Genomic DNA, 20,608 nt, shown 5'->3' on the forward strand with positions numbered 1-20,608 from the left:
TTCATCTTAGGGATTTCGGTCGCTTGGCGCGCTGATTGCAGCGGGCAAGCGGTCCTGTTCGCATGGCCACCAACTTCCTCACCAAACTATTCGGCAGCCGCAATGACCGGCTCCTCAAGCAGTACCGCAAGACGGTGATCCGCATCAATGCGATGGAGCCCGACTACGAAAAGCTGTCGGACGAGCAGCTTCGCGCCAAGACGCAGGAGTTCAAGGACCGTGTAGCCAAGGGCGAGTCGCTGGACGATATCCTCCCGGAGGCTTTCGCGGTGGTCCGCGAGGGCTCCAAGCGCATCATGAAGATGCGCCACTTCGATGTGCAATTGCTGGGCGGCATGGCGCTGCACTTTGGCAAGATTTCCGAAATGCGCACGGGTGAGGGCAAGACCCTCACCGCGACCTTGCCGGTGTACCTCAATGCCTTGTCGGGCAAGGGCGTGCATGTGGTGACCGTGAACGACTACCTGGCCAACCGCGACGCGCAATGGATGGGCCGGCTGTACAACTTCCTGGGCCTCACGGTGGGCATCAACCTGCCCAACATGCCGCGCGAGCAAAAGCAGGAAGCCTACCGCGCCGACATCACCTACGGCACGAACAACGAATACGGCTTTGACTACCTGCGCGACAACATGGTCTATGAAGCACAGGACCGCGTGCAGCAGGGCCTGAACTTCGCCATCGTCGACGAGGTGGACTCGATCCTGATCGACGAGGCGCGCACGCCCCTGATCATCAGTGGCCAGGCCGAAGACCACACGGCCATGTATATCGCCATGAACAAGGTGGTGCCGCTGCTGGTGCGCCAGGAAGGCGAAGCCGATCCGCGCACGGGCGAGGGCGTGACCAAGCCGGGCGACTTCACGCTGGACGAAAAGACCCACCAGGTGTTCCTGACCGAGCAGGGTCACGAGAGCGCCGAGCGCATCCTGGCCAGCCACGGCCTGATCGCCGAGGGCGCCTCGGTGTACGACCCGGCCAACATCACGCTGATGCACCACCTGTATGCGGCGCTCCGGGCCAACCACCTGTACCACCGCGACCAGCACTACGTGGTGCAGAACGGCGAGATCGTGATCGTGGATGAGTTCACCGGCCGCCTGATGTCGGGCCGCCGCTGGAGCGAAGGCCTGCACCAGGCCGTCGAGGCCAAGGAAGGCGTGAACATCCAGGCCGAGAACCAGACGCTGGCCTCCATCACGTTCCAGAACTACTTCCGCCTGTACAACAAGCTCGCGGGCATGACCGGCACGGCCGACACCGAGGCCTACGAGTTCCAGGAGATCTACGGCCTGGAAACGACCGTGATCCCTCCGAACCGCCCGAGCCGCCGGGACGACCAGCTCGACCGCGTGTACAAGACCACGCGCGAGAAGTACGAAGCGGCCATCAAGGACATCCGCGAATGCCATGAGCGCGGCCAGCCGGTGCTGGTGGGCACCACGTCGATCGAGAACTCCGAGATCATCGACCAGCTCCTGAACAAGGAAGGCCTGCCGCACCAGGTGCTCAACGCCAAGCAGCACGCCCGAGAGGCGGACATCGTGGCCCAGGCCGGCCGCGAGGGCATGATCACCATCGCCACCAACATGGCGGGCCGTGGTACCGACATCGTGCTGGGCGGCAACATCGAAAAGGACGTGGCGGCCATCGAAGCCGATGAAAGCCTGTCCGAAGCCGACCGCGCCGCCAAGGTCAGCGCCTTGCGCGAGCAGTGGAAGATCGACCACGAGAAGGTCAAGGCACTGGGCGGCCTGCGCATCATCGCCACCGAGCGCCACGAATCACGCCGTATCGACAACCAGCTGCGTGGCCGCTCGGGCCGCCAGGGCGACCCCGGTTCCTCGCGCTTTTACCTGAGCTTGGACGATTCGCTGATGCGCATCTTCGCGGGCGACCGCGTCAAGGCGATCATGGACCGCCTGAAGATGCCCGATGGCGAGGCCATCGAGGCCGGCATCGTGACGCGCAGCATCGAATCGGCCCAGCGCAAGGTCGAGGCCCGCAACTTCGACATCCGCAAGCAATTGCTGGAATACGACGACGTGGCCAATGACCAGCGCAAGGTGATCTACCAGCAGCGCAATGACATCCTGGACGCATCCGACCTGTCGGACGTGATCGCCGCGATGCGCGAAGACTGCATGACCGACTTGGTGCGCCAGTACGTGCCGGCCGAGTCGGTGGAAGAACAATGGGACCTCGCGGCGCTGGAGAAGGCGCTGGTGGACGAATGGCAGGTGTCCATTGCCCTGCAGCAGCAGGTGCAGGGTGCCAGCGCCATCACCGACGACGAGATCCTGGACAAGGTTCTGGCGGCCGCCCATGCCTCCTTTGACGGCAAGGTGGAACAGGTCGGGCGCGAGAACTTCACCCAGTTCGAGCGCATGGTGCTGCTGCAGAGCTTTGACTCCAACTGGCGCGACCATCTGAGCGCGCTGGACTACCTGCGCCAGGGCATCCACCTGCGCGGGTACGCGCAAAAGCAGCCCAAGCAGGAGTACAAGCGGGAGGCGTTCGAGTTGTTCCGCCAGCTGATTGACCAGGTCAAGAACGAGGTCACCAAGATCCTCATGACCGTGCAGGTGCAGTCGCAGGCCCAGCTCGACCAGGCTGCGCAGGACATGGAAAGCCGCGGCGAGAGCATTGCCAACGTGACCTATACCGCCCCCACCGAAACGGGGGAGGTGGAGACCACCGCGGGCGCGCAGCCCGGCGACGGCCTGAACCTGCCCGAAGGCATGCGCGTGGGCCGCAACGACCCCTGCCCTTGTGGCAGCGGCAAGAAGTACAAGCAGTGCCACGGCAAGCTGGCCTGAGGCCCCGGGGCACCGCCCCCGCGTGCAGGCGTTGAAACCACGCCTGTGGATTTACATGACACGGGCTTCGGCCCGTGTTTTCATTGGCAGGCCACGGTTTTCCGGATAATCGGCCGCAGTTTTTATCAGAAAGGCCCTGTCTCCCATGCCTGTCAATCTTGTCGCCCCCGTGGCCGCCGATCTGCACCCGATCGCCGGCGTCCGCATTGGTGTTGCCGAAGCCGGTGTTCGCAAGGCCCATCGCAAGGACCTCACCGTGTTCCTGCTGGACGAGGGCGCCAGCGTGGCGGGCGTGTTCACGCAGAACCGTTTTTGCGCCGCACCGGTGCAGATCAGCCGCGACCACCTTGCCGCCGGCCAGGCGATCCGTGCGATGGTGGTCAACACCGGCAATGCCAATGCGGGCACGGGGGCCGATGGCCTGGCGCGTGCGCGGGCCACCTGCGGCGCGCTCGCGCGCCAGCTCGGCGTGGCGCCCGAGCAGATCCTGCCGTTCTCCACCGGCGTGATCATGGAACCCCTGCCCAGCGACCGCATCGAGGCCGGCCTGCCCGCCGCGATTGCCGACGCGCAGCCCGGCCATTGGGCCCGTGCGGCGGAAGGCATCATGACCACCGACACGCTGCCCAAGGCGTTCTCCGCGCAGGTGCAGATTGGCGGCGCCACGGTGTCCATCACCGGCATCAGCAAGGGCGCCGGCATGATCCGGCCCAATATGGCCACCATGCTCGGCTTCATGGCCACGGACGCCTGTGTGGCCCCGGCCGTGATGCAGCAGCTGGCCCGCGAACTGGCCGATGGCTCTTTCAACCGGGTCACGATCGACGGCGACACATCGACCAACGACTCGTTCGTGGTGGTGGCCACCAACAAGGCCGCGCATGCGCCCATCGCTTCCCTGGCCAGCGCCGAGGGCCAGGCCCTGAAGGCAGCGATGCTGGCGGTGTCGCAAAAGCTCGCCCAGGCCATCGTGCGCGACGGCGAGGGAGCCACCAAGTTCATCACCGTCCGGGTGGAAGGTGGCAAGACGGGTGACGAATGCCGCAAGGTGGCGTACGCCATCGCCCATTCGCCCCTGGTCAAGACAGCGTTCTATGCCAGCGACCCGAACCTGGGCCGTATCCTCGCGGCCGTGGGGTATGCCGGCATCGATGATCTGGACCAGACCGGCATCGACCTGTACCTGGACGATGTGCATGTGGCGGTCAAGGGCGGCCGCAATCCGGCCTACCGCGAGGAGGATGGGCAGCGCGTGATGAAGCAAAGCGAGATCACCGTGCGTGTCCTGCTGGGCCGGGGCAGCGTGTCCGACACGGTGTGGACCTGTGATTTCAGCCACGAATACGTGACCATCAATGCGGACTACCGTTCGTGATTAACTCCTGACTTGATAGCTGCTAGCGCTTTATCCACAGGCGCTGCAGGCGAAAATGAACGAAAAATTTGAACACCTGATCGAGCGGGCCGAGCAACTGATCGCCCGCATTGAATCCGTGCTGCCCCAGCCGCTGGGCGCGCCCGACTGGTCGGGCTCGATTGCCTGGCGCTACCGCAAGCGCAGCAGTGGCCACGGCACCCTGGAACCCGTGCGCCATGTTGCCGGCATGCAGCTGTCGGACCTCAAGGAAATCGACGGGCAGAAGGAGAGGATCGCGCGCAACACGGAGCAGTTCGTGCAGGGCAAGCCCGCCAACAACGTGCTGCTGACCGGCGCCCGCGGCACCGGCAAGTCCTCGCTCATCAAGGCCTGCCTCAATGCCTATGCGGGGCGGGGCCTGCGCCTGATCGAAGTGGACAAGGCCGACCTTGTCGACCTGCCCGACATCGTGGACGTGGTGTCCGACCGGCCAGAGAAATTCGTCGTGTTCTGCGACGACCTGAGCTTTGAGGAGGGCGAGCCGGGCTACAAGGCCCTGAAGTCGATCCTCGACGGTTCGGTGGCGGCGGCCACGCCGAATGTGCTGATCTACGCGACGAGCAACCGGCGCCACCTGCTGCCTGAGTACATGGCGGAAAACCTCACCTACACCCACACCGAGGATGGCGAAGTGCACCCCGGCGAAGTGGTGGAAGAGAAGATTTCGCTGTCGGAGCGGTTCGGCCTGTGGGTGAGCTTCTACCCCTTCAGCCAGGAGGAGTACCTGACCATCGTGGCCCAATGGCTGTCCTCCCTGGGGGTGTCCGGGGCCGCGATCACGGCCGCGCGGCCCGAGGCACTCGTCTGGGCGCTGGAGCGCGGCTCGCGCAGCGGCCGCGTGGCCTACCAGTTCGCGCGCGACTATGCGGGACGGCACAGTGGTTGATTCCGCAACCACGCCCCTGGCTCCCGCCCCGCAAGCCAGCCGAAAGCACACGGAGGTCGCGGTGGGCATCCTGCTGCGCGCCGATGGCGCCATGCTGTTGTCCACCCGCCCGCCGGGCAAGCCCTATGCCGGGTACTGGGAGTTTCCGGGCGGCAAGCTGGAGGCGGGCGAAACCGTGGAGCAGGCACTGCGCCGCGAATTGATCGAGGAGCTGGGCGTGACCATTGGGGCGGCCAGCGTATGGAAAGTCACGGAGCACGACTACCCGCATGCCCTGGTGCGCCTGCACTGGTGCAAGGTGTGGGAGTGGTCGGGACAGTTCGAGATGCGTGAAGGGCAGGCCATGCAATGGCAGCAGATTCCGCTGACGGTATCGCCTGTCTTGCCAGGTGCCTACCCGGTTCTGCAGTGGCTTGCGCAGGAGCGGGGCGTGGAGTTTTCGCCGCCACCTCCGTAGACTGCTATTGAATTAATAGCTATTTGCGCATGCAGATCGGGCGCTGGGCGGCGATTTCCCTGAAGATGCGGCTGGCCTGCCAGCCGGGGTCAGTGTTGCAGGCGTGGATCGCCGTACTGCGCATCGGTGGGCGGGGCCTCTGCGGGCATCCGGAAATCCTCGCTTGCCCAGGCACCGAGGTCGACCTGCTTGCAGCGCTCGCTGCAGAACGGGCGGTAGGCATTGGCAGGGCTGTAGACGCTGTCTCCACCGCAGGTGGGGCAGGTCACGGTGCGGGCGGCGGTTGCCGCATCGGGGCGGGGGGCGGGAGCGGCCATGTCTCGTCGTCGTCCTCAAATCACGACCCAGCGCCGAGCCTCAGGCGCACAGGGTCAGTTCAAACGCAGCGTCCTCGCTGCAGGCGTGCAGGCGTCCATCGCCCTCCAGCCGCATGAGCCGCACCGAGACGATGAGGCGGTTGCCGCTGATTTCGGGAATCAGGTCCAGGGCAGGATCGATGCGCAGGCGCAGCAACTGGAATGTGCGCCCCTGCGGCAGATTCTGCTGGAACTGGCCTCGCTCGGCAGCCACCTTCTGGGGCACGCCGGAATCGCGCAGCAGCTTGAGCAGCACGTAGATGGATTCAGCGAGGGGGGCCAGTGTGGACGCCCATTCCTCGAGCGCCTGCTGCCGCACGGCGGGCGCATGGTGCTGCCACGCGTAGTAGGCGGGCAGGTCAAAGCCGCAGGTACCCCCTGGAATGCCGACCCGGCTGCGGATGCTCATCAGCCAGTCGTTTTCCGTGAGCGAGTGGCCCGACTTGCCGGACTGGGTATTGAGCGCGGTGAAACAGCGGTCCAGCTGGGCGATGATCGCATCCAGCGCCACTTCGGAGATCGAGGGGTTGCCCCGGTAGCTGTCGAGCTGGTGCTTGTGCTTCTCGATGTCCTTGAGCACGTCCGACTTCAGGTCGGCCCGCGCTGCGACGTCCATGATCTCGAAGATCGTGACCAGCGCGAAGTGATGATCGAGCGCGTGGGAGCGGGGTATCAATTCCCCCAACCGGCGAAACAACTGCTCAAGCCGCAGATAGGTTCTGAGACGCTCGTTAAAGGGATATTCGTAAAGGATCACGCTGGCGGGTTCCTGGGGGCTCAGGGGGTATTCTGACGCCGGTGGCGCACGGCATGGAGTGAAAGCACAAACGGTTTCGTTCGCATCATAGCCCGAACAGCGCCGCTGCCTGCCGGGTTTGCGCGTGCAGGTTCTCCAGCGTGCAATCCCTGCCGTTGGCAATCACGGCATCTGCGACGGCCCGCCGGGCCGGGCGGCTGGCTTGCGACGCAATGATGCCCAGCACCACCTCCCGTGTCAGGCCGTTGCGCTGCATGACGCGTTCGATCTGCGTTTCAGCAGAGCAATCGACCACCAGCACCGCGTCCAGCCTGCGGGCCCAACGACCGGATTCCGCCAGCAGCGGAATATCGAACACGATCAGCGCATGGCCCTCGTGCGCCGCCTGCTCGGCCTTCAAATTGCCGTGAAGGGTGACGAGCGGGTGCACGATCCCTTCGAGCTGGGCCCGTGCCTCCGGCCGGCTGAAGGCCAGTGCACGCATGCGGCCCCGGTCCAGCGCCCCGGTGGCATCCACGAAGTCGCTGCCGAAAGTCGCGCGGATGGCCTCCATGGCCGCTCCGTGCGGGCCTGTGACCTCACGGGCGATCTGGTCCGCGTCGATCAGGCTGGCGCCCAGGGAGGCCAGCACATGGCCCACCGTGCTCTTGCCGCTGCCAATGCCACCGGTCAGGCCCAGACGCAAGGGATGCTTGCGTGGATTCATCGTTCAAAGGCCCAGGAGTTTCAGCACCGTGTCCAGAATGGCTTGGGGCCCGAACACCATCGCCGTGAATCCCGCCCCCACAAGAAAGGGGCCGAAGGGGATGTAGCCGCCTTCACGCAGGCTGCTGAAGATTTTCATCGCGATGCCGATGACGGCGCCGATCACCGAGGACATCAGAATGATGGGTACGAGGGCCTGCCAGCCGAACCAGGCTCCCAGCGCGGCAAACAGCTTGAAATCCCCATACCCCATGCCTTCCTTGCCGGTGGCGAGCTTGAACCCCCAGTAGACCAGCCAAAGCGAAAGATAGCCCGCCACGGCGCCGAACACCGAGGCGTGCAGCGGTACTGCGATCCACTGCAGGGCAGACGACAAAAGGCCGGCCCACAGCAGCGGCAGGGTGATGTCGTCGGGCAGGAGGGTGGTGTCCCAGTCGATGAATGCCAGTGCCACCAGGGCCGCCGAGAAACCACACCATGCAATCCCCGTGGCCGTGACACCCCAGCGCTGGATGCAAAAGAAGAACAGGGCACCGGTCGCCATCTCGATCAGAGGATATCGGAGCGAGATCCGCGCCTTGCAGGCCGAGCAGCGGCCCCGCAGAAAGAGATAGCTGACGACAGGAATGTTCTCGTACCACTGCACCAAGTGCCCGCAGGACGGGCAGCGAGAGCGGGGGACCATGAGATTGAACCGCTCTGGCTCGGGATGCGCCGGGCTGGTATCAGCTTGTGCGGCCGGCGCCTGCATCGCCTGCACCTCTTCAGTCCACCGGCGCTCCATCATCTTGGGCAGCCGGTAAATGACCACGTTGAGAAAACTGCCGATCAGAAGCCCCAATACCGCACCCCAACTCGCATTCCACCAAATCTCCATCTCCATCACACGACTTGGCCAAGCTTGAAGATGGGGAGGTACATCGAGACCACGATCCCGCCAATCAACGTTCCCAGGAAGACAATGATGATGGGTTCCATGAGGCTCGACAGGCCTGCCACCATTTCATCCACTTCTGCTTCGTAAAAATCGGCAGCCTTGCCCAGCATGTGGTCGATGGAGCCCGATTCCTCGCCAATGGCACACATCTGAAGCACCATGGACGGGAAAATATTGGCATTGCCCATGGCTGCGGTAAGGCTCGTGCCGGTGGAGACTTCCTGCTGGATTCTTTCGGTGGCCATCGAATATACGGAATTGCCCGAGGCGCCGCCCACCGAGTCGAGCGCTTCGACCAGAGGCACGCCAGCCGCGAACATGGTGGATAGCGTTCGGGTCCATCGCGCCACACAGGACTTCTCCACCAGCGCACCGAAGATTGGAATCTTCAACAGTATTCGATCCATGAGCATCTGCATTTTTTCATTTCTTTTCCATGCTTGCATGAAGAAGAAAAAACCACCGCCTATTGCGCCAAAAATAAGCCACCACCATTTCACAAAAATCTCACTTATTGCCATTACAAACAAGGTGGGTGCAGGCAAATCTGCTCCAAAAGAAGTAAAAACTTCTTTGAATGCAGGAATTACAAATATCATAATCACAGTAACAACAACGAATGCAACAATAATAACTGATATTGGATACATTAGTGCTGATTTGATTTTTGATTTTATGGCCTCCGTTTTTTCCATGTAGGTGGCCAGTCGATCAAGCAGTGCTTCCAGAATACCCGCGGCCTCGCCCGCTTCCACCAAATTGCAATACAAGCTGTCAAAATACATCGGATGCTTGCGGAATGCAGCATTCAGCGACGTGCCTGTTTCCACGTCAGAGCGGATGTCATTGAGCAGTTTGGTAACGCTTGCATTTGTATTGCCTCGCCCCACAATGTCAAATGATTGGAGGAGAGGTACCCCAGCTTTCATCATGGTTGCAAGCTGCCGAGTGAACAGAGCAATGTCCTTGGGCTTAATCTTCTTGCCCGACCGCATGCGCCTTTTCTTGATCTTTGTCGGGAAAACACCCTGGCGGCGCAGGGTGGCTTGCACTTGGTTTTCCCCGGAAGCGCGCACCTCGCCGCGCACGATTTTCCCGTGCCGGTCCTTGCCTTCCCATTCGAAAACAAATTCCTTGATATCCCGTGATGATGCAGCAGTTGCCATGCTGGTCCCTCTAACTCGTTATTCGTTGGTGACGGCAAGCACTTCTTCCAGCGAAGTGAAACCTAATCTTGCTTTGTGCAGGCCGGATTCGCGCAGTGAGCGAACACCTTCCGCTCGTGCCTGCTCGGCGATCTCAAGCGCGCTTCCATCTCGCAATATGATGCGCTGGATGTCTTCCGAGATTGGCATCACCTGATATATGCCGACCCGGCCCTTGTAGCCATTGTTGCAGGCCGAGCAGCCTACAGGACGGTAGGTCACCCAGCTTCCGTCGATGTCCTCATCCTTGTAACCCGCTTCGAGAAGGGATTCGTGCGGTATATCAGCCGGCACCTTGCACACGGGGCACAGCCTGCGCGCAAGGCGTTGCGCGGTAATAAGAATCACGCTGGACGCGATATTGAATGGGGCAATCCCCATATTGCGCATCCGGGTCAGGGTCGTGGGGGCATCGTTGGTGTGCAGGGTCGACAAAACCAGGTGACCCGTCTGCGCTGCCTTGATAGAAATATCTGCGGTCTCCAGATCGCGAATTTCACCGACCATGATGATGTCGGGATCCTGCCGCAGAAAGGATTTCAGGGCCACGGCAAAAGTCAACCCCGCTTTTTCATTGACGTTGACCTGATTGACCCCGGGCAGGTTGATTTCCGACGGGTCTTCCGCGGTGGCAATGTTCACGCCCGGCTTGTTTAGCAGGTTCAGGCAGGTATATAGCGACACGGTCTTGCCGGAACCCGTCGGGCCCGTGACCAGAATCATTCCATAGGGGCGCCCTATGGCCTCCAGCAGCCGCTCTTTTTCCTGGGGTTCGTAGCCCAGCGCATCAATCCCAAGCTTGGCGCTGCTCGGGTCCAGGATACGAATAACGATTTTTTCCCCAAACAGGGTGGGGAGGGTGCTCACACGGAAGTCGATCACCCTGTCCGGGCCCACTTTCAATTTCATGCGTCCGTCTTGCGGGACTCTCTTTTCTGAAATATCCAGGCGGGAGATCACCTTGATGCGGGATGCGAGCTTGTCCTTGATCGCGATGGGCGGGGACGCGATTTCCCGGAGTTCTCCATCGATCCGGAATCTCACCCGGTACTGGTGTTCGTAGGGTTCAAAATGCAGGTCCGAGGCCCGCATATTGAATGCGTCGAGCAGCATCTTGTGCAGGAACTTGACGATGGGCGCATCTTCCACATCGCCGGCACCGGCGTCGTTGTTGTCGGGTGCTTCTTCTACGGCTACATCGTCGAAATCAAAGTCGCCTCCACCGCTCACCAGGGTGTCCATCGACTCACTGGTTGATTTTGTGGTGGATTCTACCAGTCGGCTGAGCTTGTCATATTCAGCGATAATCCAATCCACCCCCATCTGGGTCGTGAATTTGATTTTCTCGGCAGCTTCCTGGTCAGTGGGATCGGCGGTCGCGACGATCAGACGATTATTGCGTTTGCTGAGGACAACGACCCGATACGCCTGACATATTTTGGGATCGAGAAGCTCTTTGGGCAGTCGAAGCGGATCAATTGCTTCCAGATCCAGCAAGGGCGCACCAAACACGGCTGAAACGGTGTGCGCCAAATCGGCAGCCGACACGGCACCAGATCCCGTCAATTCCGCAATAAAACTGGTGCGGCTGATTTGTGATTTTTTGTAAATGTCCTCTGCCGACTTTTGGGTCAACTTGCCGGCGGACATCAACGCCCTGCCCAATCCGGGAAGGGCCACTGCAGAGGCTTCTTTGGGGGCAGTATCAACAGCGGCCATGTAACCGGTAATGTGTTAGGTGTGGAAAAGAATCCATCCTATCATCACCGATCAGCCACAAGCTGTACAGCCGTCGATATTGGCAACAGCACCACAGAACCGGCGCTTTTGTTGAAAATGCGGTCTTGTGGTCGGGGTGAGAGGATTCGAACCTCCGGCCTCTACGTCCCGAACGTAGCGCTCTACCAGGCTAAGCTACACCCCGTTGTGTGCGATTGCACTCGAAAGTGGATGCAATGGGGCATCTCAGTTGCGTCGTGCAAGCAATTGCGCGGCCAATTCTAGCAAACCTGCTGAATAGGCATTGGCGGGTAATTGCTCGGCCGCGGCCATGGCGCGGCGGGCCTCGCCGAAGGCCGCCGCCCGGGTGATGTCCAGTGCGCCGGTGTCGCGGACAATCTGCACGATCTCGGCCAATTGGTCGGTGGAGCCCTGTTCAATGGCGTGGCGCACGGTCTGCGCCTGGCTCTGCGTTCCGCGTTCCATGGCGGCGATCAGGGGCAGGGTGGACTTGCCTTCCCGAAGATCGTCTCCCAGATTTTTGCCCATTTCCACTGCGTCGCCGTCGTAGTCGAGAACGTCGTCAATGATCTGGAAGGCGGTTCCCAGTGCCTGGCCGTAGGTTGCGCAGGCCTCTTCGACATCGGGCGGGCTGCCCGCCAGCACCGCGCCAAGGCGGGCACTGGCTTCAAACAGCTTGGCGGTCTTGGACCGGATGACACGCAGGTAGCCTGCTTCGTCCAGCGATGCATCGTGCATGTTCATGAGCTGCAGCACTTCCCCCTCGGCGATCACATTGGTGGCTTCCGAGAGTATTTCCATGATGCGCATGCTGCCCGCCTCGACCATCATCTGGAAGGAGCGGGTGTGCAGGAAATCGCCGACGAGCACGCTGGCAGGGTTGCCAAAGGTTTCGTTGGCGGTGGGGCGGCCGCGGCGCAGGGTGGAGGCATCCACGACATCGTCGTGCAGCAGGGTGGCGGTGTGGATCAGCTCCACGACGGCCGCGAGACTGTGGCGCTGCGCGCCTCGGTAGTCCAGGGCTCCGCACACCATGAGCAAAAGCGCGGGCCGCAGGCGCTTGCCGCCGGCGGCAATGATGTATTGGGATATCTGCGCGACCAGGGGAACGCTGGAAGTCAGGCGCTGACCGATGACCTTGTCGACCTCGTGCATGTCTTGTGCAACGAGCAGGAGGGGCGATGCGGCGGGGGCGGTGTGGTCAGTCAAGATGGTGGTCGCAGAAAGAGACCGGATTATAGGAAGCCCTGAAGGCGCCCCGGCGCGTTGCGCGAGGCCGCCGCTCGGCCGGCATGCGGGGGCTGGCGCTGCTCGGATCGATGCGCTATACTCTTGGGCTCTGCGGAAATTCGTCTGCAGAACTCATATCAAGAGGTCAACATGTACGCGGTCATAAAAACCGGCGGCAAGCAGTATCGCGTTGCTTCCGGCGAAAAAATTAAAGTAGAACAGATTGCTGCGGACGTAGGCCAGGAAATTGTGATCGATCAGGTTTTGGCAGTCGGCAACGGCGCTGAACTCAAGATCGGTACGCCCCTGGTGTCCGGCGCAACCGTGAAAGCCACTGTCGTGGCCCACGGCAAGCACGACAAGGTGCACATCTTCAAGATGCGCCGTCGCAAGCACTATCAAAAACGCCAAGGCCATCGCCAGCAGTTCACTGAGCTGCAAATCGGTGCGATTGCTGCTTAATCGAAGGAGCTAGTCATGGCACAGAAAAAAGGCGGCGGCTCTACGCGAAACGGGCGCGACTCCAAGCCAAAGATGCTGGGTGTCAAGGCGTTCGGTGGTGAACTGATCAGCGCTGGTTCGATCATCGTGCGCCAACGCGGCACGCGTTTCCACCCCGGCAACAATGTCGGCGTGGGCAAGGATCACACCTTGTTCGCCCTGGTGGACGGCCACGTGTCGTTCGGCACCAAGGGTGCGTTGTCCAAGTCCACGGTCAATGTGACTCCTGCCTGAGGTTCATTCCTCCGGTAGCCATCGAAGCCCCGCTTTGCCGGGGCTTTGTTGTTTGGTCTGTACGATGGCGCGTTCAAGCCATTCGCAGACAGCGCCTCCGAGGCGTTCCGCTGCTCCGACCTGCCGGGTAACCTGCCGTCGGTGCCGCGCCCTTTTGTAAACTGGATATCCCATGAAGTTCGTCGATGAAGCCTTTATTGACATTGCCGCAGGCGATGGTGGCAATGGCTGCGTGTCTTTCCGGCATGAAAAGTACAAGGAGTTCGGCGGTCCCAACGGGGGCGACGGTGGGCGCGGCGGGCATGTGTTCGCGGTGGCGGATCCGAATCTGAACACCCTGGTGGATTTTCGCTACTCTCGGCGCCACGAGGCCAAGCGCGGGGAGCATGGCATGGGATCGGACATGTTCGGTGCCGCTGGCACCGACATCACCCTCAAGATGCCCGTGGGCACCATCATCACCGACGCTGAAACAGGCGAAGTGCTGTACGAGCTGCTCAACCCGGGCGAGGTCATCACCATCGCCAAGGGCGGGGATGGTGGTTTTGGCAACATGCGCTTCAAGAGCGCCATCAACCGCGCCCCCCGCCAGAAGACACCGGGCTGGCCTGGCGAGAAGAAGAACCTGAAACTGGAGTTGAAGGTGCTGGCCGACGTGGGCCTGCTGGGCATGCCCAATGCGGGCAAATCGACCTTCATCACGGCGGTGTCCAACGCCCGCCCCAAGATCGCGGACTACCCGTTCACCACGCTGCACCCCAACCTGGGTGTCGTGCGCGTGGGCCCTGAGCAGAGTTTTGTGGTGGCCGATATTCCCGGGCTGATCGAAGGCGCTTCGGAAGGTGCAGGCCTCGGGCACCAGTTCCTGCGCCACCTGCAGCGCACCCGCCTGCTGCTGCACATTGTCGATCTGGCGCCCTTCGATGATGCGGTGGATCCGGTGGCCCAGGCCAAGGCCATCGTGAACGAGCTCAAGAAATACGACCAGCAGCTGTACAACAAGCCGCGCTGGCTGGTGTTGAACAAGCTGGACATGGTGCCCACCGAAGAGCGGGAAACGCGGGTGAAGGACTTCGTCAAGCGCTTCAAGTGGAAAGGGCCCGTCTTCGAGATTTCTGCCCTCACGCGCGAAGGCTGCGAGCCGCTGATCCATGCCATCTTCCGCCACGTGCAGTCCGAGCAGCGGGTGGAGAACGAGCCGGTGGAGGTGGATCCCCGCTTTGCCGGAGATGCTCCGGCCTGATCCGCCGCAAAGCCTTTCTGGTTTGAGTGCTATATTTTTAATAGCTATCGGCGCTTGATGGACAGGCGCTAGTGGCCAAAAACACTAAAAAAATGGTTTCCAGCGTATTGCGTGATGCCCGCCGCATCGTGGTCAAGGTGGGCTCCAGTCTTGTGACCAATGAGGGGCGTGGCCTCGACGAAACCGCCATTGGTGAATGGAGCCGCCAGCTGGCGGCCCTGGTGCGTGGCGACGGCGGCGTACCCCGCGAGGTCGTGATGGTGTCCAGCGGTGCCATTGCCGAAGGCATGAAGCGCCTGGGCTGGACCACGCGGCCGCACGAAGTCCACGAGTTGCAGGCCGCTGCCGCCGTCGGACAGATGGGACTGGCGCAGATGTACGAAACCAAGCTGCGCGAGCAGGGCATGGGCAGCGCGCAGGTGTTGCTCACCCATGCGGACCTGGCCGACCGCGAGCGCTACCTGAACGCCCGTTCGACACTGCTCACGCTGCTGCGCCTGGGCGTGGTGCCGGTGATCAATGAGAACGACACCGTCGTGAACGACGAGATCAAGTTCGGCGACAACGACACGCTGGGTGCCCTGGTGGCCAATCTGGTGGAGGCCGATGCGCTGATCATCCTGACCGACCAGAAGGGGCTGTACACGGCCGATCCGCGCCGTGATGCATCGGCGCAGTTCGTCCACGAAGCCAAGGCGGGCGACCCGGCGCTGGAGGCCATGGCCGGCGGCGCGGGCTCCAGCATCGGCAAGGGCGGCATGATCACCAAGATCCTGGCGGCCAAACGGGCTGCCGGCTCGGGGGCGTCCACCGTGATTGCCTGGGGGCGTGAATCCGACGTACTGGTCCGCCTCGTGCGGGGCGAGGCGCTGGGCACCTTGCTCGTGGCCCAGACGCAGAAGAAGCAGGCCCGCAAGCAGTGGATGGCAGACCACCTGCAACTGCGGGGTTCGGTGGTGGTGGACGCCGGGGCGGCCGCCAAGGTGCGGGATGAAGGCAAGAGCCTGCTTCCCATTGGGATGACGGCGGTGGAGGGCGACTTCTCCCGTGGTGACGTGATTGCCGTGCGCGACGCCTCCGGCGCTGAAATTGCCCGCGGCCTGGCCAACTATGCGGCGGCCGAGGCGCGGATGCTGTGCCGCAAGCCCTCGACGGAGTTCGAAAGGCTGCTGGGGTATGTTGCGGAGCCGGAGATGGTGCACCGCGACAATCTGGTGCTGGCTGCCACCAGCTGATGGCCAAGCTCCAGGCCACTCGCACCCAGTCAAACGCCTGCTCTGCGCAGGCGTTTTTCATGGTGGCTGGCCACTGAAGGGCTAGCGCGGCGTGGTGACCGTGGGCAGGCCGTCCAGCTCCCCCGGCACACTGTTCTGCGGGTCGGGATCGAAGCTGGCGCCCGGAGGGAGCTCCATTCCCGGATTGATCAGCATGGACCCGGTCCGGAACATCGTGCCCGCGTGCTCCCCTTCGCGCGTGCGCATGCCGCTGCGCAGGTAGCGGTTGCGCTGCTCGTGGCGGGGCAGGTAGCGCGCCAGTTCCGTGAGGGCCATCTCATAGACGCCGCGCTTGAATTCGACCACCACGTCCAGCGGAACCCAGTAGTCGTTCCAGCGCCAGGCGTCGAATTCCGGGTGGTTGGTGGCACGGAGGTTCAGGTCCCAGTCGTGGCCCACCAGTTGAAGCAGATACCAGATTTGTTTCTGGCCTTTGTAGTGTCCGCGTGCATCGCGGCGGATGTACCGGTCAGGCACCTCATAGCGCAACCAGTCCCGGGTGCGGGCCACCACGCGCACGTGGTTGGGCAATAATCCCACTTCTTCATGCAGTTCACGGAACATGGCCTGTTCGGGGGTTTCACCCCGGTCAATGCCGCCTTGCGGGAACTGCCAGCTGTGGGTGCGTATGCGCTTGCCCCAGAACACCTGGTTTTTCTGGTTGAGCAGGATGATGCCGACGTTCGGCCGAAAGCCGTCCCGGTCAAGCATAATCAAACCCCAAATTTTTAAACTATGTCCATTATGCACGGCGCCTAGCGTGCAGCAAGTGGGCTGCCCCGTTCTGCCCGAAATCGATTCCGATGAAAGCCTCCCAATTCTTTATTTCCACCCTCAAGGAAGCTCCGGCGGATGCCGAAGTGGTCAGCCACAAACTCATGACGCGGGCGGGGCTGATCAAGAAGCTGGGCGCTGGCATCTACAACTACATGCCCATGGGGCTGCGGGTGATCCGCAAGGTCGAGGCCATCGTGCGCGAGGAGATGAACCGCGCGGGGGCCGTGGAGCTGACCATGCCCGTGGTGCAGCCGGCCGAGCTGTGGCAGGAAACGGGCCGTTTCGACAAGATGGGCCCCGAGTTGCTGCGCATCCAGGACCGCCATGGCCGCGATTTCGTGGTGCAGCCCACCAGCGAGGAAGTGATCACTGACATCGCGCGCCAGGAGCTCAAGAGCTACAAGCAGCTGCCCAAGAACTTCTACCAGATCCAGACCAAGTTCCGCGATGAGCGCCGCCCACGCTTTGGCCTCATGCGCGGGCGTGAATTCGTCATGAAGGACGCCTACAGCTTCGACCGCGACCAAGGGGCGGCCAAGGCCAGCTACCAGGTCATGGCGCAGGCCTACCGCCGCATTTTTGACCGCTTTGGCCTGACCTACCGCGCCGTGGCGGCCGACAGCGGCGCCATCGGTGGCGACCTCTCCGAAGAGTTCCAGGTGATCGCCGCCACGGGCGAGGACGCCATCGTCTATTGCCCGGCGAGCGACTACGCCGCCAACATGGAAAAGGCCGAAGCGCTGGCCCCCGCCGGTCCACGCGGCGCTGCCACGCGGGCGCTGACCAAGACGGCCACGCCGGGCAAGAGCACCTGCGCCGACGTGGCGGAGCTGCTTGGCGTGCCACTGGCGACCACCGTGAAGTCGCTGGTCCTGGCCACGGACGAAACCAATGAGGCGGGCGAGATCGTCAAGACCCAGGTCTGGCTGCTGCTGCTGCGCGGCGATCACGACATGAACGAGATCAAGGTGGCCAAGGTGCCGGGCATGGCGGGTTTCCGCTTTGCCACGCTCTCCGAAATCGAGGACCACTTTGGCTGCAAGCCCGGCTACCTGGGCCCCATCGGCCTGAAGAAGCCCCTCAAGATCGTGGTGGACCGCGAGGTGGCCGTCATGGCCGACTGGATCTGCGGCGCCAACGAGCCCGATTTCCACATCACCGGCGTCAACTGGGGCCGCGACCTGCCCGAGCCCGATGCCGTGACCGACCTGCGCAACGTGGTGGCGGGCGACCGCTCGCCCGACGGCAAGGGCGAACTGGCCATCGAACGCGGCATCGAGGTGGGCCACGTGTTCTATCTGGGCACCAAGTACAGCAAGGACATGAACGCCACCTTCCTGGGTGACGACGGCAAGCCTGCCTTCTTCGAGATGGGCTGCTATGGCATCGGCGTCACGCGCCTGCCCGCCGCCGCCATCGAGCAGAACCATGACGAGCGCGGCATCATCTGGCCCGACGCCATCGCTCCGTTCACCGTGGTCGTGTGCCCCGTCGGCATGGACCGCAGCGAGGCCGTCAAGGCCACGGCCGAATCGCTGTATGCGGACCTGCTGGCCGCGGGCGTGGACGTGATCCTGGACGACCGTGGCGAGCGCCCTGGCGCCATGTTCGCCGATTGGGAGCTGATCGGCGTGCCGCACCGCGTGACCATCGGCGACAAGAGCCTCAAGGAGGGCGTGGTCGAATACCAGCATCGCCGTGACACGGCGGCCACCAAGGTGCCCACGGCAGACATCCTGGCCCACGTGAAGGGCCGCATGGCGGTATGAGCGAGGCGCGGCTGGCTTTGGCGGCAGGGGGGACGCCCGAGGGCGGCGGCCTGTCACGCCGTGCATGTCTGGCCGCCCTGTCCGCCCCCGCGGCGTGGCTGGCGGCCCCTGCAGCGGCGCATGCGGGCGGCCAGCTCGAAGAGCCTCTGATGGACTCCGTGCGCACGGCGCTGAGCTCGGCCATTGCCAACCAGGCCCCGCCCGAACCCGAGTTCTTCACCACCGAGGCCCGCATCCACTACCTGCGCTGGCTGGGCACCATGAGTGACCGGCTGCGCCGCCGCAAACCCGAGTGGGAGATCCGGCGCGACTTCCTGCAGACCGCCTGGTACGAATCCAAGCGCGCCGGGCTCGATGTCTCCCTGGTCCTGGGGCTGATCCAGGTCGAAAGCGCCTTCCGCAAGTTTGCCGTCTCCAGCGTGGGCGCTCGCGGCTACATGCAGGTCATGCCGTTCTGGACGCGCGTGATCGGCGACGGCGATGCGGGCAAGCTGTTCCATCTGCAGACCAATCTGCGCTTTGGCTGCGTGATCCTTCGCCACTACATCGACCGGGAACGGGGCGACCTGTTCATGGCGCTGGGCCGCTACAACGGCAGCCGTGGGCGCTCGCCCTACCCGGATGCGGTGTTTGGCGCCCAGCGCAACTGGCTGTTTGGCGAGAAGCCTCAGCTGCCCGCAGCCTGAAGCGGCCCCCTGCGGCGCCCGGCCTTGGTGCCGACGCAGCCGGGCGCCGGAGGACGGAACCGTGGAATCCGCGCAGCGGCCACTGATACGGATACGGGTGCTCCTATTTTTATAGCTTCTGGCGCTTATGCTGAGGGCGTTGGAGCCCGATTTTCCCCATGGTTTGGCAGGCCGCTGTGGCAGGCGCCGTGCCGCACCGGGCCCGATGGGCATGGCCGCGAAGGCATCCCTACTTCACAGGCGCTGCGGTGCTGTCCGCCGGAGGGGGCGCGGCAGGGCTTTCCGCCTGGGGCGCACCCAGGCGGGACACCATCACCTGGTCGATGCGGTAGCTGTCCACGTCCAGCACCTCGAACTTGTAGCCGCCCCAGCTCAGGCTGTCCGTGCGGCGCGGTACGCGGCGCAGCATCACCATCAGGAAGCCGGCCAGCGTCTCGTATTCTTCCGCGTGGGGCAATTCGTCGAGCGACAGCGCATGCAGCACGTCTTCGATCGGCGTGACTCCGTCGATGAGCCATGAATTCTCGTCGCGCCGCACGATCTGCTCTTCGTCCGCCGGGCCCACCAGGTCGCCCATCACCGTGCTCATCACGTCGTTCAGGGTCACCACGCCCACCACCAGGCTGTACTCGTTGACGATGACGGCAAAGTCCTCGTGCACCTGGCGGAACTGTTCCAGCACCTCCGAGAGGGTGAGCCGGTCGGGCACGATCAGCACCTTGCGCACCAGGCTGTCGTCCGCCAGCGAGATGGGCTGGTTGTTCAGCACGCGCTGGAAGAGATCCTTCGCGTCCACGTAACCCACCACGTGGTCGATATCGCCCTCGCAGACGGGGTAGGTCGAAAATGGCTCGGCCGCGATGCGCAGGCGGATGACGGAGTCGGGCTCGTCGCGCAGGAAGAAGGCGATCCGGTCGCGGGGCGACATGGCGCTGGACACCGTGCGCGTATCCAGCTCGAACACGTTGGTGATGACCTGCTGCTCGCGGGCCGCCAGCACCCCGGCGCGCGCGCCCGCCTCCATCATCGCCAGGATGTCGTCCGAGGTGATGCGGTCATCGCGCAGGGACGACATGCCCAGCACCCGGAACAGCGCATCGGCCCCCCGGCTGTAGAACCACACCACGGGGCGCAGCAGCGTCATGCACCAGGCCATGGGCTGCGCCAGCCGCACCACCAGGCGCTCCGGCTCGGCCATGCCCAGGCGCTTGGGAAACAGGTCGGCAAACAGGATGAACAGCGAGGTGATGACCAGGAACGACGCGAGGAAGCCGGCGGTCTGCGCGGTCGGCTCCGAAAACCACAGTCCGAACAATGCGCTGAAATGGGGGCTCAGCGCTCCCTCGCCCACGATACCTCCGAGGATGGCCACGGCGTTCTGGCCCACCTGCACCACCGTGAAGTAGTCGCCGGGCTGCTCCTGCATGCGCAGCACCCGGTCCGCGCGCGCGTCCCCCTCATCGGCCATCTGGCGCAAACGCAGGCGGCGCGCCGCCGCGAGCGAAATCTCGGCCATCGAAAAAAAGGCGCTGGCCGCGATGAGCAGGCCGATGATGAAAAGGCTTTGGGACAGGGTCATGGGACGGGCTACGGCGAAGGCGGGCAGGGCGCTGGG

General features: G+C 63.2%; 19 protein-coding genes and 1 tRNA gene. 10 read left to right on the top strand and 10 right to left on the bottom strand.

The features are described from left to right. The first annotated feature begins 62 nt into the window (after positions 1-62). The 4 genes from secA (at position 63) to KW843_RS02305 (ending at position 5,579) form a co-directional block, all read left to right on the top strand. Complete coding sequence (gene secA / locus KW843_RS02290; protein WP_218293466.1) at positions 63-2,819, top strand: preprotein translocase subunit SecA; 2,757 nt, start codon at positions 63-65, stop codon at positions 2,817-2,819. A gap of 145 nt (positions 2,820-2,964) precedes the next feature. Further along, a complete protein-coding gene (gene argJ / locus KW843_RS02295; RefSeq protein ID WP_218293467.1) occupies positions 2,965-4,194 on the top strand; it encodes a bifunctional glutamate N-acetyltransferase/amino-acid acetyltransferase ArgJ in 1,230 nt (409 codons plus the stop codon). Between the two features lie 55 nt (positions 4,195-4,249). Further along, positions 4,250-5,122, top strand: coding sequence for an ATP-binding protein (locus tag KW843_RS02300; protein ID WP_218293468.1), 873 nt, complete (start codon positions 4,250-4,252; stop codon positions 5,120-5,122). Next, positions 5,100-5,579, top strand: a complete 480-nt coding sequence (locus tag KW843_RS02305) for an NUDIX domain-containing protein (protein ID WP_255594495.1) — start codon at positions 5,100-5,102, stop codon at positions 5,577-5,579. Before KW843_RS02300 ends, KW843_RS02305 begins: the two co-directional genes overlap by 23 nt. Positions 5,580-5,668: 89 nt before the next feature. Here KW843_RS02305 and KW843_RS02310 read toward each other — a convergent pair whose 3' ends face one another. From KW843_RS02310 to KW843_RS02345, 8 genes are all read right to left on the bottom strand, one after another. Then, complete coding sequence (locus KW843_RS02310) at positions 5,669-5,896, bottom strand: DNA gyrase inhibitor YacG (RefSeq protein WP_218293469.1); 228 nt, start codon at positions 5,894-5,896, stop codon at positions 5,669-5,671. A gap of 40 nt (positions 5,897-5,936) precedes the next feature. Continuing rightward, positions 5,937-6,692 carry a cell division protein ZapD gene (zapD, locus tag KW843_RS02315; RefSeq protein ID WP_218293470.1) on the bottom strand — a complete coding sequence of 252 codons (756 nt, stop codon included), beginning with the start codon at positions 6,690-6,692 and terminating at the stop codon, positions 5,937-5,939. Between the two features lie 85 nt (positions 6,693-6,777). Next, a complete protein-coding gene (coaE, locus tag KW843_RS02320) occupies positions 6,778-7,398 on the bottom strand; it encodes a dephospho-CoA kinase (protein ID WP_218293471.1) in 621 nt (206 codons plus the stop codon). Positions 7,399-7,401: 3 nt separating this feature from the next. Next, positions 7,402-8,280, bottom strand: a complete 879-nt coding sequence (locus tag KW843_RS02325; RefSeq protein ID WP_218293472.1) for an A24 family peptidase — start codon at positions 8,278-8,280, stop codon at positions 7,402-7,404. Next, complete coding sequence (locus tag KW843_RS02330; protein WP_218293473.1) at positions 8,280-9,500, bottom strand: type II secretion system F family protein; 1,221 nt, start codon at positions 9,498-9,500, stop codon at positions 8,280-8,282. The genes KW843_RS02325 and KW843_RS02330 overlap by 1 nt, the downstream gene beginning before the upstream one ends. Before the next feature lie 18 nt (positions 9,501-9,518). After that, on the bottom strand, positions 9,519-11,258 hold the full coding sequence (gene pilB, locus KW843_RS02335) for a type IV-A pilus assembly ATPase PilB (protein WP_218293474.1): 1,740 nt from the start codon (positions 11,256-11,258) through the stop codon (positions 9,519-9,521). Positions 11,259-11,386: 128 nt separating this feature from the next. Further along, positions 11,387-11,463 (bottom strand) — tRNA-Pro (locus KW843_RS02340). 41 nt (positions 11,464-11,504) lie between these two features. Next, positions 11,505-12,434 carry a polyprenyl synthetase family protein gene (locus tag KW843_RS02345; RefSeq protein ID WP_218294407.1) on the bottom strand — a complete coding sequence of 310 codons (930 nt, stop codon included), beginning with the start codon at positions 12,432-12,434 and terminating at the stop codon, positions 11,505-11,507. A 225-nt stretch (positions 12,435-12,659) separates the two neighbouring features. Between KW843_RS02345 and rplU the strand changes: the two genes are divergently transcribed. The 4 genes from rplU (at position 12,660) to proB (ending at position 15,722) form a co-directional block, all read left to right on the top strand. Next, positions 12,660-12,971 (top strand): 50S ribosomal protein L21, encoded by a 312-nt coding sequence (rplU, locus tag KW843_RS02350; protein WP_010462012.1) that lies wholly within the window; start codon positions 12,660-12,662, stop codon positions 12,969-12,971. 15 nt (positions 12,972-12,986) lie between these two features. Next, positions 12,987-13,244: a 50S ribosomal protein L27 gene (gene rpmA, locus KW843_RS02355; protein WP_008905145.1), complete on the top strand. Its 258-nt coding sequence runs from the start codon at positions 12,987-12,989 to the stop codon at positions 13,242-13,244. 172 nt (positions 13,245-13,416) lie between these two features. Then, positions 13,417-14,487: an Obg family GTPase CgtA gene (gene cgtA / locus KW843_RS02360; protein WP_218293475.1), complete on the top strand. Its 1,071-nt coding sequence runs from the start codon at positions 13,417-13,419 to the stop codon at positions 14,485-14,487. A gap of 92 nt (positions 14,488-14,579) precedes the next feature. Further along, a complete protein-coding gene (proB, locus tag KW843_RS02365) occupies positions 14,580-15,722 on the top strand; it encodes a glutamate 5-kinase (RefSeq protein WP_218293476.1) in 1,143 nt (380 codons plus the stop codon). Between the two features lie 81 nt (positions 15,723-15,803). On the opposite strand, the gene KW843_RS02370 is transcribed toward proB, so the two are convergent. After that, positions 15,804-16,472 (bottom strand): RNA pyrophosphohydrolase, encoded by a 669-nt coding sequence (locus KW843_RS02370; RefSeq protein ID WP_218293477.1) that lies wholly within the window; start codon positions 16,470-16,472, stop codon positions 15,804-15,806. A 92-nt stretch (positions 16,473-16,564) separates the two neighbouring features. On the opposite strand from KW843_RS02370, the gene KW843_RS02375 reads away from it, so the two are divergent. Next, entirely contained in the window at positions 16,565-18,307 is a 1,743-nt protein-coding gene (locus tag KW843_RS02375) for a proline--tRNA ligase (RefSeq protein WP_218293478.1), read from the top strand. Next, positions 18,304-18,993 (top strand): lytic transglycosylase domain-containing protein, encoded by a 690-nt coding sequence (locus KW843_RS02380; RefSeq protein ID WP_218293479.1) that lies wholly within the window; start codon positions 18,304-18,306, stop codon positions 18,991-18,993. The genes KW843_RS02375 and KW843_RS02380 overlap by 4 nt, the downstream gene beginning before the upstream one ends. A 229-nt stretch (positions 18,994-19,222) precedes the next feature. Here the strand turns inward: KW843_RS02380 and KW843_RS02385 are convergent, their stop codons facing one another. Beyond that, on the bottom strand, positions 19,223-20,572 hold the full coding sequence (locus KW843_RS02385) for a hemolysin family protein (RefSeq protein WP_218293480.1): 1,350 nt from the start codon (positions 20,570-20,572) through the stop codon (positions 19,223-19,225). Positions 20,573-20,608 lie beyond the last annotated feature (36 nt).

Origin of the sequence: Acidovorax sp. sif1233 (genome assembly GCF_019218755.1) — a bacterium.
Classification (GTDB): Bacteria; Pseudomonadota; Gammaproteobacteria; order Burkholderiales; family Burkholderiaceae_C; genus Acidovorax.